The following is a 13,794-nucleotide window of genomic DNA, read 5'->3' as shown; positions in this document are numbered from 1 at the left end:
TCTCACCTGAACGATCCCTGAATCTTCGCCGCAACCCCACGCCGGCCATCACACCACGCTGACGCGCGCTTGCCCGCCGACGACTTCGCCAATCACCGCCGCATCGGCGAAACCGTCGGCGTGAAAGCAAGCGAGCACCGCTTCGACAGCGTCCGGTGCACACGCCGCAAGCAGGCCGCCCGAAGTCTGGGGATCGGTCAGCAATGAACGTGCCACATCGGGCAATTGCGCGTTCAGGTCGATGTCGGCGCCGTACGAGTTCCAATTACGCGCCGATGCGCCCGTCACGATCCCGCGCGCGGCCAACGCTTCGACGCCGGCGAGCAGCGGCAACGCCCCATAGTGCAGACGAATGCCGAGATTGGCGCCACGCGCCAATTCGAGCACGTGCCCAAGCAACCCGAAGCCCGTCACGTCGGTCAGCGCATGGACGCCGGGCAATTCGGCGAGCGCGATGCCCGGGCGATTGAGCCGCGTCGTCGACTCGATCATCGCCGCATAGCCGCGTTCGTCCAGTTCGCCTTTCTTCAAAGCCGCAGACAAAACGCCGACGCCAAGCGGCTTGCCGAGCACCAGCACATCGCCTTCGCGCGCCGTCGAATTGCGTTTGACGCGCGCCGGATGCACGACGCCGAGGGCGGCCAAGCCGTAGATCGGCTCCACCGAATCGATCGAGTGCCCGCCCGCAATCGGAATGCCCGCATCGGCGCACACGCTTTCGCCGCCGCGCAATATCGCCGCGATCGTCTCGCGGGGCAACACGTTGATCGGCATCCCCACGATCGCCAAGGCGAGAATCGGCCGCGCGCCCATTGCATAGAGATCGGACAGCGCGTTCGTCGCGGCGATGCGGCCGAAGTCGAATGGATCGTCGACGATCGGCATGAAGAAATCGGTCGTCGCGACGATCGCTTGCTCGTCGTTCAGGCGGTAGACAGCGGCATCGTCGGCCGTTTCGCGGCCGACGAGCAGATCGGCAAACGCCGCGACCGGCATCGCCGCGGGTTGCGTCGCCAGCAATTCGGCAAGCACGCCGGGCGCGATCTTGCAGCCGCATCCGCCTCCGTGCGAGAGACTCGTCAAGCGCGGCGCTTGCATGTGGTCAGTGTGGTCATCGTGTCGATCGTTCATACCCAACTTGTTCATCTCCGTTCCAATACCGCCATTTCCCGTACGAGCACGAGCAACATCGACAAGCTCGCGCCGCCCGACGCTCGCTGCTCGGCAACCAGCCGCGCGAAGCGCTCGAGCTGCGGCGCGCGTTGCTCGCGCCACGCGGCCGCGATGGCGTCGGTCGATGCGCGCTCGGGCGCATGTGCAAGGGCGCTCGCCGTCAGCGTGCGCTTGAGCCGCGCCAACTCGGCCAGGGCCGCCGCGCGCGCAAGCATGTCCCAATGCGTGTGCGTCGGCAACGCGCTCGCGCGTTCGCTGATGAACGCGTAGTCGAGCATGGTGCCCAGCGCGAAATAGACACCCGCCACGAGTTCCAGCGGTTGAGCCGCGCTCGACGCCACCTCGGCGATATCGAGCACGGCCGCTGAAATGTCCCCGCTCGCGACACGCGCGGCCAGATCGGCGTCGACGCCCGCCTGCTCCAGCGCGCGCCGCCGCTCGTCCAGCGCCGCCAGCTCGGCGCTAGGCAACAGCGCCGGCAAACGAGGCGCCAGCCGCGCCGCCGCCTCGCGGCAACGCGCGATCAGCGCCGCGACGCCCGCACTATCGCGCGCGAGCTGCGCAGCCTGCAATTGTCGCAGGAACCAGAGCGCCGCGCGCTCGACGAGCCGCGCGACGTCGACGAACATGCGCGCCTGCACGTCATCGGCAACACGATTGTCGAGCGCGTCGATGCGCAACCAAAGCTCGCCGATATCGAAGACATCCCGCGCCATGATGCAGGCATGCACGATGTCGCTGGGCTTGGCGTCGGTCTCCTCTTGCAGCCGATGCACGAACGTGCAGCCCACACGATTGACGAGCGCGTTGGCCAAGTGCGTCGCGAGAATCTCGCGCTTGAGCGGGTGGCGCTCGGCGGCGTCGGCGAAGCGCGTTTGCAGGGGCTTGGGGAAGTAATCGCGCAGCATGTCGGCGACGAGCGCATCCTCGGGCAGGTCCGAGTCGAGCAGCTCGTCGTAGAGCCACATCTTGCTGTAGGCAAGCAGGACGGCGCGCTCGGGCGTGGTCAGGCCGAGCGCGCCCGCTTGCCGCTCGGCGATGTCGTCATCGCTCGGAAGGAACTCGATCGCCCGGTTCAGGCGGCCAAGCCGTTCGAGCGAGCGCATGAGCCGCGCTTCGGCTTCGAGCAGTTGCGGCGCATAGCGTCCTGCGATCGACAACGCCTGCGTCTGCTCGTAGTTGTCGCGCAATACCAGTTGCCCGACCTCGTCGGTCATCTCCGCGAGCAAGGCGTTGCGCTGCTTCTCCGTCATCTCGCCATCGGCCACCACGAGGCCGAGCAGGATCTTGATGTTCACCTCGTGGTCGGAACAGTCGACGCCGGCGGAATTGTCGATCGCATCGGTATTTATGCGGCCGCCCTTCTGCGCAAATTCGATGCGTCCCAACTGCGTGAGGCCGAGATTGCCGCCTTCCGCGACGACTTTGGCACGCAATTGCGCGCCGTTCACGCGCACCCCGTCGTTCGCGCGGTCGCCTACTTGAGCATGCGTTTCGCGCGTCGCCTTCACGTAGGTGCCGATGCCGCCGTTGTAGAGCAAATCCACCGGCGCGAGCAGGATGGCGCGAATGAGCTCGTTCGGCGCGAGCGCCGCCGCGTCGATGCCGAGCACGGCTCGCACTGCCGGCGAAATCGAGATCGCTTTGGCCGTGCGCGGAAACACGCCGCCGCCGGCCGAGATCTTGGCCGGGTCGTAATCGGCCCAGCTCGAACGTTCGAGCGCGAACATCCGCTCGCGCTCGACGAAGCTCGTTTCGGGATCCGGATCGGGGTCTAGGAAGATGTGCCGATGATCGAACGCGGCGACGAGCCGAATATGACGCGAAAGCAGCATACCGTTGCCGAACACGTCGCCCGACATATCGCCGACCCCCACCACCGAAAAATCGGTCGTCTGCGTGTCGAACCCCATCTCGCGGAAATGCCGTTTCACGGATTCCCACGCGCCGCGCGCGGTGATGCCCATCTTCTTGTGGTCGTATCCGACCGAGCCGCCCGAGGCGAAGGCATCGTCGAGCCAGAATCCGTACTGGCGCGCGATGGCGTTCGCGTAGTCGGAGAAGGTGGCCGTGCCCTTATCCGCGGCCACGACAAGGTAGGGATCGTCGGTATCGTGACGCACGACGTCGGGCGGCGGAGTGATCGCACCGCCTTGGCGGTTATCGGTGACATCGAGCAACCCCCGCAAGAACGTTTGATAGCAAGCGATGCCCTCGCGCAGCGTCGCTTCTCTATCGCCCCCCGCGGGCGGATTCTTGACGACGAAGCCGCCTTTCGAGCCGACCGGCACGATTACCGTGTTCTTCACCATCTGCGCCTTCATGAGGCCAAGCACTTCGGTGCGGAAGTCCTCGCGCCGATCGGACCAGCGCAGCCCGCCGCGGGCCACGCGCCCGCCCCGCAAATGCACCCCTTCCACGCGCGGCGAATACACCCAGATTTCGAACATGGGCTTGGGTTCGGGCAACCCCGGCACGCGTGAGGGATCGAGCTTGAACGACAGATACGGCAACGGCGCGCCCGCCTGATCCCGCCGAAAATAGTTCGTCCGCACGGTCGCGTTGATGACGCCGAGAAACTGACGCAAGATTCGATCTTCGTCGAGATTCGGGACTTGATCGAGGGCGCTTTGGATGCCTTGCAGCAGTTGTTCGGTGCGCTCGGCCCGCGCGGGGCCGACGGCCGGATCGAAGCGCGTGAGGAATAGATCGACGAGCCCGCGCGCGAGCGCCGGATTGCCCGTTACCGCACGTTCGATATACGCGTCGCTGAATGTCGATCCCACTTGCCGCAGATATTTCGCATAGGCGCGCAAGATCGACACTTCGCGGGCCGCGAGTTGCGCGCGCAGCACGAGCCGATTGAAGTCGTCGTTCTCCACTTCGCCTGCCCATACGCGTGCGAAGGCTTCCTCGAACAGCGCCTTCACGCGCTCGATGTCGAATTCGACGGAATCGCTCAATTCGAGGCCGAAATCATGCACCCATGCCGGCGCGCCGCCGGGCGGCTCGATCAGGTAGGGACGCTCTTCGTCGACACGCACGCCCAAGTGCTCGAGCATCGGCAAGCTGCGCGAGAGCGCGATCGATTGCCCGACGCGGTAGACCTTGAACCGGAACACGCGCGGCGCCGCTTCGATCGGCCGATACAAGTTCATGGAAAGCGATTCGCTGCGCTGCGCGGCCTCGATCAGTTCGATGTCGCGCACGGCCGTGCGTGCAACGTAATCTTCGCGATACCCCGCCGGAAACGAATCGCCGTAGCGTTGCAACAGGCGATTGCCCTCTTCTTCGCCGAAGCGTTCGAGCAGTGCGTCCGCGAGATCGTCCTGCCAACGGCGCGTCGCTTGGACAAGGCGCTTCTCCAACTCCGTGGTGTCGACCTCGGGCAGCACACCGCTACTCGTGCGCACGACGATGTGAATGCGCGCGAGCGGCGACTCTGACAAGAGCGGCGTGAACTCGACGCCGGTCCCGTTGAATGCGCCTCCGAGCAACTTCGCGATGCGCTGGCGCAAATCGGTGTTGTACTTTTCGCGCGCCACGAAAACCAGGCACGACACGAAGCGCTCGAAGCGGTCCCTCCGCACGAAAAGCCGGGTGCGCTGATGCTCTTGCAGACGCAGGATGCCGAGCGCGATGTCGTACAGCTCGTCCTCGTTCGTTTGAAACAACTCGTCGCGCGGATATTGCTCGAGGACCGAGACGAGCGATTTGTGCAAATGCCCTTTCGCCAAGAACCCGGCGCGCCGCACGACGTTCGCGCACTTGCGGCGCACGATCGGAATCTCGTTGATCGAATCGGTGTAGGCCGTGGACGTGTACAAACCGAGCATGCGGCGCTCGCCGATCAGCTTCCCGTCAGGGGCGAATAGCTTGACGCCGACGTAGTCGAGGTATCCGGGCCTATGCACGGTGGCGCGCGAGTTGGCCTTGGTCAGGAAGATCGGCATCGTTTCGCCGATGATCGCGCCGGCCGCCTTCGGCAGCGGCGTCAAATCGGGCGCATCGGCCAGCTTCTGTTCGTCGCGCAGAATGCCCGCACCGGTGCCGCTCACGCCCCGCAGCGCAAAATCGTCGCCATGCGCCACGAGCGCGTAATCGCGCAAGCCGAGAAAGGTGAAGTGATCGGCCACCATCCATTCGAGAAACGCGCGCGCCTCCTCGGTTTCCTCGCTCCTTTCTCGCGCAGCCAACGCCTTGATCGTCTCTTTTGCCACGGCTTGCATCTTCGGCCAGTCTTCGACCGCCGCGCGCACGTCGCCCAGCACGCGCGCGATGCTCGAACGCAATTGCGCGAGCTTGGCCGCGTCGCCGCAGCGATCGATCTCGAAGTGGATGAACGATTCCAAGCGCGAGCCGTTGGTCGAAGCTTCCTCGCCGCTCGTCGCACCGCCCGGCTCGATGCGCACGATCGCCCCTTGCGCATCGCGCCACACGCGATAGACCGGATGAATCGCCGAATGCAGCGTGAGCCCGCAGCGATTGACCTCCATCGTCACCGAATCCACGAGAAACGGCATGTCGTCGTTGACGATCTCGATCACCGTGTGATCGGAATGCCAGCCGTGCTCGTCGAGCACGGGGTTGTAGACACGCAGCGCCGCCACGCCGCCCGGCACGAATCGTTGCGCCGTCTGCCAATGCGCCATCGCGGCGCCGTACAGATCGGCGATGCTGCGGCTTTGCAAATCCTGCGTATCGACGAGTTCGTAGTAAAAACTCAAGAACGATTCGAGCGGGACGAATGCGTCCGGCGACCATCGTCCGCGCGCATACTCGACGAGATCGGCGAGCAGATGGGCGATGGCTTCTTCGTTGTTCGCTTGCATGGGTGCCCTCCGCGGCGGATGACGATGCTTGACGATGTTCTGTAGGCCCGGCCTGCTCGGCCGGTGAGCGCGATTATGCGCCCGAGCGCGAGGCCGCGACAGTCGTGAGAGCCCAGACGCGCCCCGCCCACGCGGCGATCGTCCCGGCCAACCAAGCCGGGTCGTCGTGAGGCAGGTCGTGTCCCGCCCAAGGGTGCTCGATCGAGGCCGCGCTCCATGCGGCTGCCAACTGCGCTGAGCAAGCAGGATGCACGAGCGCATCGGCGCGCGAAGCGATGACGAGGACCGGGCAGCGCGGGGCAGCCGCCGGCCCCCGATAACGCGCCGCTGCGAGCAATTGGCGCAGCGCATTGGTGCGCGAAGGCGGCGCGCTTGCGTAGATGGCCGTCCATTGGTCCAAGTCGGTCTCGCGACTGTCGATGCGCGTGCAGGTCAGCCCATGAATCGCCGCTTCCGCGCGACGCCGCGCGCGCCAATACCAAAGCGCACGTACGATTGCAGGCCAAGCGCCCGGCCGCAGCCGCCGCATGGGCCCGCAATGGCGGCCCATGCTCGTGTTGATGAGCACCATGCCTTCGATTTCTCCGGGAAAACGCTGAGCCCAATCGACCGCCACCATCGCGCCCAGCGATAGCGCAACGACGCGAAAGGGCGGAGCATAACCCTGCGCTCTGATGGCCCGCCGAACGAAATCGGTCGTCGCGGCGATCGTCCACGGCGCCCGCGCATGAGCGTGCCGGCCACTGCCGGGCAAGTCTGCGGTGACGATCTCGCCTTCGAGGCCGCTCGCGCGCAACCGGCCAGGCAGGCCCGCCCAGTGCCTCGACTCGCGCGTCAAGCCACGCAGCAAGATCCATGCGCTCACGCCCGGGACCTCCGGTACCAGTGCTCGACGGCGCGCGTCATCAATTGCTTACGACGCGTCCCTTGCGGCAGCCAGCGCGGCGACGCGTAGGCCGCCCGCGCCAGAAAATCGAGCAAGTTCGTATGACGGCGCAGCACGCGCTCGGTGCGGTGCGCCTTGATCGGATTGAAGATGCCCTCGCGCCGCAAGATCTGCATCGGGTTCTTCTTGATCCAGAGCCACGAGCCGAGTTCGAGCGTCAGCGGCAGAAAGATCGCCGGCGCACGGCTACGGTCGTAGGCGCAATCCCATAGATCGCCATGTGCGAGGTACTGCCTGCTCTGCGGCTCGAATAAGTAACCGTGATGCGGGTGGGCCTGTTCGAACATCGCCTTGAGCATGAAGATTTCAGGCAGATGTTCGATGTGTTTCGTCGATTTGGCGTAGGGAAACCAAATGCTGTCATGAAAGCCGTAACCCGAGTGGCAATCGAGCGCGATGCTGAGCGGGCGCGAGGTGAGTTCCTCCTCTACCACGCGCAACAGCGTCGCGGCTTCGAGCTCCATCGGCGCGCCCCTCGCCCCGCGGTACCAAGGCAGCCACGGGCCGATGCGCTGGCCGCCCGCGAGAAACGGCACGCGCCCTTCCGCGTTCTGCGGCGCGTTACGCATGAGGTCGACGCCATTGAGGTTGGAGCGCCGCATCGCCCACATGCCGCCGGGGTTGACGATCGGCATGAAGACGAGCCGAATCGCGCTCAGTTGGGCGTGCAGCAGGTCATCCCATTCGAGACGCCCGATCAACGCGCGCATGTAGTCGAGCACGAGCAGGGTGCCGATCCGTTCGAGCCCGTGAATGCCCGCGAAAAAACCGATGGCCGGAGCGCTGGGATCGCGCGAGCCCATCGTAGCGACATAAATAGGAAATCTCAGCCCGCACGCGCTGACATCGCTCACGACGCGCACCGTCATGCGCCGGCTGCCCGCATCGAGAATTTGCTTGAGCGCTTCGTATTCGGCGAAGGTGGTCTCGGGCAACGAGGAAAGAACGGCGGTCATCGCTGGCAACCCGAGTGAGAAACGAAAAGACTGCGCGCGCCCGTCGGCACGCACGACTCACTCAATATAGGCCGTTTGTCGCGGCTTTTCGGTTCGAGGCCGCGCCTTTTTTTGCGGCCGAGCGGGCACGCGCGGCCGTCGCATCGATATGGGCGTTGCCCGGCCGGGCAACGCCGGCGCGTCAGGACACGCCCGTCCAGCCCGCCGCACGGTAGTGCGCGAACGCGTGATGGCGCTCGAGTTCCCGCCCAAGCGGCTCGCTCGATCGATCCGCGCAAAAGTGGTTCCATCGTTCGAGCGAAAATGGTTCTGAAGCTAAGAGCCAAAGCTCGTTATAGTCGCCGTACCGAGTCGGCGGCTGGCCCGTCGACAAGCCACCATCGATCAGGCACGACGAGGAGAACACCGTGAAGAATTCCGATCTGCAAGCCCGTAAGAACGCCGCCACGCCGCGCGGCGTCGGCGTCATGTGCGATTTCTACGCGGCACGCGCCGAAAATGCCGAGCTTTGGGACATCGAAGGCCGCCGCTTCATCGATTTCGCCGCGGGCATCGCCGTGGTCAACACGGGCCATCGCCATCCGCGCGTCGTGGCCGCCATTCGCGAGCAGTTGGACCGCTTCACGCACACGGCGTATCAAATCGTGCCGTACGCATCGTACGTCGAGTTGGCCGAAAAGATCAACGCGCGCGCACCTGGCGCTTACCCGAAGAAAACCGCCTTCTTCACGACCGGCGCCGAAGCCGTCGAGAACGCCGTGAAGATCGCTCGCGCAGCGACGGGCCGGCCCGGCGTGATCGCGTTCGCGGGCGGATTTCACGGGCGTACGCTGATGGGCATGGCCCTCACGGGGAAAGTCGCGCCGTACAAGATCGGCTTCGGCCCGTTCCCGTCCGATGTTTATCACGCCCCCTATCCGAACGCCGTTCACGGCGTGTCGACGGCCGACTCGCTGCGCGCCGTCGAGACCCTTTTGAAAGCCGATATCGAGCCCACGCGCGTTGCCGCGATCATCTTCGAACCCGTGCAAGGCGAAGGCGGCTTTTATGTCGCGCCGCCCGAGTTCGTGCAGGGTCTGCGCCGCCTGTGCGACGAGCACGGCATCGTCCTCATCGCCGACGAGGTGCAGACGGGTTTCGCCCGCACCGGCAAGCTCTTCGCCATGGAACACTACGATGTCACGGCGGATCTGACGACGATGGCCAAGAGCTTGGCGGGCGGCATGCCGCTGTCGGGCGTCGTCGGCCGGGCCGACTTGATGGACGCGGCCGCGCCGGGCGGGCTCGGCGGCACGTACGCGGGCAACCCGCTCGCACTGGCCTCGGCCCATGCGGTGCTCGATGTCATCGACGAAGAAGGCCTGTGCGAACGCGCAACGCGACTCGGCGAGACGCTGAAAGCGCGCCTCGAAGCGTTGCGCGCCGATGTTCCGCAGTTGGCCGACGTGCGCGGGCCGGGGGCTATGGTCGCCGCCGAGTTCCTGCAGCCCGGCAGCGGCACGCCGGACCCGGCGTTCGCCAAGCGCGTGCAGGCGCGCGCGCTCGAGCGCGGTTTGCTGCTGCTCATCTGCGGCACGTATGGCAACGTCATCCGCTTCCTGTTTCCGCTCACCATCGAGACATCGGTATTCGAAGAAGCATTGGGCTTGCTGGAAGAAGCATTGAAGGAAAGCGTCGGCACGATGGCGTAAGCTTTTCGTTTTACGCCTTCTCGATTCACGCGTTGGAGTGGAGCTGACATGCAGAACCTGGAACAGATCGATCTGAAAGACCCGTCGCTGCTCAAGACCCAGGCATTCATCGCCGGAAGCTGGCAAGACGCCGATAGCGGCGCCTCGTTCGAGGTACGCAACCCGGCCACGGGCGGCGTGCTCGCGACCGTGCCCAAGATGGGCGCCGCGGAGACGCGCCGTGCCATCGAAGCGGCAAACCAAGCGTGGGCCGCGTGGCGCGCGCTACCGGCGAAGGCGCGCGCGGCCGTGCTGCGCAAGTGGAGCGACCTGATGCTCGCCAACGCGGACGACCTCGCAGCCATCATGACGGCCGAACAAGGCAAGCCGCTGGCCGAGGCCAAAGGCGAGATCGGCTATGCGGCGTCGTTCTTCGAGTGGTTCGGCGAGGAAGCGAAGCGCGTGTACGGCGACACGATTCCGAGCCCGACGACCGACAAGCGCATCGTCGTCGTGAAGGAACCGGTTGGCGTCTGCGCCGCGATCACGCCATGGAATTTTCCGGCTGCCATGATCACGCGCAAGGTCGGGCCCGCGCTCGCCGCCGGCTGCCCGATCGTGGTCAAACCGGCCGAGGCCACGCCGCTCTCGGCGCTAGCGCTCGCCGTGCTGGCCGAGCGTGCCGGCGTGCCGGCCGGCGTACTGAGCGTCGTGACGGGCGAGCCCAAGGCGATCGGCGCTGAAATGACGAGCAACGCGCTGGTTCGCAAGCTTTCGTTCACCGGATCGACCGGCGTTGGACGCTTGCTGATGCAGCAATGCGCCCCCACGGTCAAGAAGGTGTCGCTGGAATTGGGCGGCAATGCGCCCTTCATCGTGTTCGACGACGCCGATCTCGACGCGGCCGTCGTCGGGGCCATCGCCTCCAAATACCGCAACAGCGGCCAGACTTGCGTTTGCGCGAACCGCTTCTACGTTCACGAAAAGGTCTACGACGCGTTCGCGGACAAGCTGCGCGCGGCCGTTCAGGAGCAGTTGAAGGTCGGCCGCGGCACCGAGCCCGGCGTCACGCAAGGCCCCCTGATCAACGAAGCGGCGTTGCTGAAAGTCGAAACGCATATCGACGACGCCCTTGCCAAGGGTGCGCGCGTCGTCACGGGCGGCAAGCGCCACGCGCTCGGCCACAATTTCTTCGAGCCGACGATCCTCGCGGGCGTGACCTCGGAGATGAAAGTGGCGAAAGAAGAGACGTTCGGCCCCGTCGCGCCCCTGTTCAAGTTCGCCAGCGACGATGAAGTCGTGCGCCTCGCGAACGACACCGAGTTCGGCCTTGCCGCCTACTTCTACAGCCGCGACATCGGCCGCGTTTGGCGCGTGGCCGAAGCGCTCGAATACGGCATGGTCGGAATCAACACGGGCATCATCTCGAACGAAGTGGCGCCTTTCGGCGGCGTCAAACAATCGGGGCTCGGGCGCGAAGGATCGCATTACGGCATCGACGAATACGTGGTCGTCAAATATCTGTGCATGGGGATTTGAGTCGCATCACGATTCAATACGTTGATTCTTTAGGTGTATTCCGGTCAAGGCGCAAATGGCGCGGCATAACGAGCGCGTACTAGAGGAACAATTCGAAGACCGGTGACGCAATGCCGCGTCTTCGACTCGAGCCGCAATTGGCAGGTTTGGACGGGCTTTCGGTAGCTTTCAACGGCTTTCGAAATGTTGCGTTTGCGCGCCAAGCGGTGTTTTACTAGCTGCGCCTCAATTTGTCTTGGTATGCTTTGCGCCGCGCTGCCGCACTCGGCAGCCAGGAAAACCATCGGGCCGCCTGCCGCGCAGGACGGCGCCTCGATGCGGCTCGCGCAGCATCGAGGTCGATCGAACCACTCGAGGAGTCAACGTGAAGAAATTATTAACCGCCGTGACCGTCGCCGTACTCGCCGTCTCTGCCGGCGTAGCGCAGGCCAAAGACTGGAAACAAATCCGTATCGGTGTGGACGCGAGCTATGCCCCGTTCGAATCGAAAAGCGCCGACGGCAAGCTCGTCGGCTTCGACATCGACCTGGGCAACGAAATCTGCAAGCGGGTGCATGCCAAGTGCGTGTGGGTCGAAAACGACTTCGACGGCATGATTCCCGGCCTGAAGGCCAAGAAGTTCGACGGCGTGTTGTCGTCGATGACGGTCACCCCGGAGCGCGAGAAGGAAATCGCATTTTCCAAGCCGCTGTTCGAGACCCCCACCGCGCTCGTTGCAAAGAAGGGCTCGGGCCTGACGCCGACGGCTGAATCGCTCAAGGGCAAGTCGGTCGGCGTCGAGCAAGGCACCACGCAAGAAAAGTACGCCAAAGACAACTGGGCCGCCAAAGGCGTCAACGTCGTCGCATACCAGAACCAAGACCAGGTCTATCAAGACCTGATCTCGGGCCGCCTGGACGCAGCCTTGCAAGACAAGGTTCAGGCCGAAATCGGCTTCCTGAAGCAACCGCGCGGCGCGCAGTTCCAACAAGCCGGCGACGAAATCCAGAGCGGCGCGGCCGCCATGGGCTTGCGCAAGGATGACGCGGACTTGAAGGCATTGGTCGACAAAGCCATCGACGGCATGATGAAGGATGGCACGTACAAGAAGATCGAGAAGAAGTACTTCGACTTCGACGTCGCGCCCAAGAGCTGACGAATCCCGGGCCGGCCGCACGCGCGCCGGCCCGCAGGCGACATCGAGTCGCATCAAGCCGTACCAAGCAAGAGGCTCCGCGTCGAACCGGAGCCTTTTTGCATGGCGATTCGGCCCGCTTTTGTCTACCGTGGCGCGGCCGACGTACAATCGAACACTATCCATTCGATGTGCGGCGTGCACGCGCGCGCCAAAAAATCGCTATGCAAAAGAAGATCCATCCGCTGATTGCCCCTTCGCTCGGTACCGAGCGCACGTTGACGAGCTTTCACTACGGCCCCGAAGGCGGGCAAAAAGTGTACGTGCAATCGTCTCTGCACGCCGACGAATTGCCGGGCATGCTCGTCGCCTGGGAATTGCGCCGCAAACTCGCCGCGCTCGAAGCGGCGGGCAAGTTGAAAGCCGAATTCGTCGTCGTGCCGGTGCCCAATCCGATCGGTCTCAATCAACACGTGCTTGGGCAATTGATCGGCCGGTTCGAAACGAATACGGCGACGAACTTCAACCGCAACTTCTACAATTTGGCGGCCTTGGTATCGCCCCGCATCGAAGGCCGTTTGAGCGGGGATGCCGACGCCAACCTGCGCGCGGTGCGTCAAGCGATGCGCGAAGCGCTCGATGCGCAAATCCCACGCACCGAACTCGAATCGCAACGACTGGCATTGCAGCGGCTATCGTTCGACGCCGATATCGTCCTCGATCTGCACTGCGATTTCGAAGGCGCGATGCATCTGTATACGAATCCGGAGTTGTGGCACGACGTCGAACCGCTCGCCCGCTATCTCGATGCAAAAGCGTCGCTGCTCGCGCTCAATTCGATCGGCAATCCGTTCGACGAAATCCATAGCTTCTGCTGGTCGGAACTGCGTGCGCGCTTCGGCAGCCGCTTCCCGATTCCGAACGGCTCCATCTCCGTGACGATCGAGTTGCGCGGCCAAGCCGACGTCTCCTACGGCCATGCCGAACACGATTCGCAGGCGATCGTCGAATACTTGACGCAGCGCGGGCTGATCGACGCTACGCCGGCGCATCTGCCGCCGCTCGCGTTTCCGGCCACCCCGCTCTCCGGCACCGAGCCGCTGATCGCGCCGATTTCTGGCGTGCTCGTCTTTCGCACGCCGGCCGGCATTTGGATCGAGCCCGGCCAGGAAATCGCCGATATCGTCGACCCGCTGACCGACCGCGTCGAAACCGTCTGCGCGGGCACGGCCGGCGTGCTTTATGCGCGACATCGCACGCGCTTTGCGACGGCCGGCATGGAGGTGGCGCGCATCGCCGGCGCCAAGCCCATCCGCACCGGGAGCTTGCTTTCGGCTTGAGTGCAGTTTGGGATGGGCGTTCACGTTTTTGGACGCCTTCCCTTGCCTTCACTGGGCGAATGCACGCCCGAATCAACCGGCGCAAGACGAATCGCGAATAGCGAGCTTTCGCGACATCGGCACACGTTGCTGCCGGCACTCGAAATGTGGTCCTGCGACCAACCAAACGTGTGACACCGCGTCACACGCCCGCGCGAGCGGCGCTCGAAAAATCCCACCTCTCA

The 13,794-nt window shown here is 64.6% G+C and carries 8 protein-coding genes; 4 read left to right on the top strand and 4 right to left on the bottom strand.

The genetic code is table 11. The features are described from left to right. Positions 1 to 48: 48 nt before the first annotated feature. From selD to MMB74_RS15585, 4 genes are all read right to left on the bottom strand, one after another. Positions 49 to 1,131: a selenide, water dikinase SelD gene (gene selD / locus MMB74_RS15600; protein WP_277429557.1), complete on the bottom strand. Its 1,083-nt coding sequence runs from the start codon at positions 1,129 to 1,131 to the stop codon at positions 49 to 51. Positions 1,132 to 1,142: 11 nt separating this feature from the next. Then, the gene (locus MMB74_RS15595; protein WP_277429556.1) at positions 1,143 to 6,005 is read right to left on the bottom strand and encodes an NAD-glutamate dehydrogenase; all 4,863 of its coding nucleotides are present in this window, start codon (positions 6,003 to 6,005) and stop codon (positions 1,143 to 1,145) included. A gap of 73 nt (positions 6,006 to 6,078) precedes the next feature. Beyond that, positions 6,079 to 6,870: an alpha/beta hydrolase gene (locus tag MMB74_RS15590; protein WP_277429555.1), complete on the bottom strand. Its 792-nt coding sequence runs from the start codon at positions 6,868 to 6,870 to the stop codon at positions 6,079 to 6,081. Continuing rightward, complete coding sequence (locus MMB74_RS15585) at positions 6,867 to 7,907, bottom strand: M14 family zinc carboxypeptidase (RefSeq protein WP_277429554.1); 1,041 nt, start codon at positions 7,905 to 7,907, stop codon at positions 6,867 to 6,869. Before MMB74_RS15585 ends, MMB74_RS15590 begins: the two co-directional genes overlap by 4 nt. Before the next feature lie 407 nt (positions 7,908 to 8,314). Between MMB74_RS15585 and MMB74_RS15580 the strand changes: the two genes are divergently transcribed. The 4 genes from MMB74_RS15580 (at position 8,315) to MMB74_RS15565 (ending at position 13,570) form a co-directional block, all read left to right on the top strand. After that, positions 8,315 to 9,598: a 4-aminobutyrate--2-oxoglutarate transaminase gene (locus tag MMB74_RS15580; RefSeq protein WP_277429553.1), complete on the top strand. Its 1,284-nt coding sequence runs from the start codon at positions 8,315 to 8,317 to the stop codon at positions 9,596 to 9,598. A gap of 48 nt (positions 9,599 to 9,646) precedes the next feature. Next, the gene (locus MMB74_RS15575) at positions 9,647 to 11,116 is read left to right on the top strand and encodes an NAD-dependent succinate-semialdehyde dehydrogenase (protein WP_277429552.1); all 1,470 of its coding nucleotides are present in this window, start codon (positions 9,647 to 9,649) and stop codon (positions 11,114 to 11,116) included. Between the two features lie 364 nt (positions 11,117 to 11,480). Further along, positions 11,481 to 12,251 carry an ABC transporter substrate-binding protein gene (locus MMB74_RS15570; protein ID WP_277429551.1) on the top strand — a complete coding sequence of 257 codons (771 nt, stop codon included), beginning with the start codon at positions 11,481 to 11,483 and terminating at the stop codon, positions 12,249 to 12,251. A gap of 203 nt (positions 12,252 to 12,454) precedes the next feature. Next, positions 12,455 to 13,570 carry a succinylglutamate desuccinylase/aspartoacylase family protein gene (locus MMB74_RS15565; protein WP_277429550.1) on the top strand — a complete coding sequence of 372 codons (1,116 nt, stop codon included), beginning with the start codon at positions 12,455 to 12,457 and terminating at the stop codon, positions 13,568 to 13,570. Positions 13,571 to 13,794: the final 224 nt, after the last annotated feature.

Source organism: Trinickia sp. Y13, assembly GCF_029522115.1.
Lineage (GTDB): Bacteria > Pseudomonadota > Gammaproteobacteria > Burkholderiales > Burkholderiaceae > Trinickia.
This window is presented reverse-complemented; position numbering and strand designations above follow the sequence as displayed.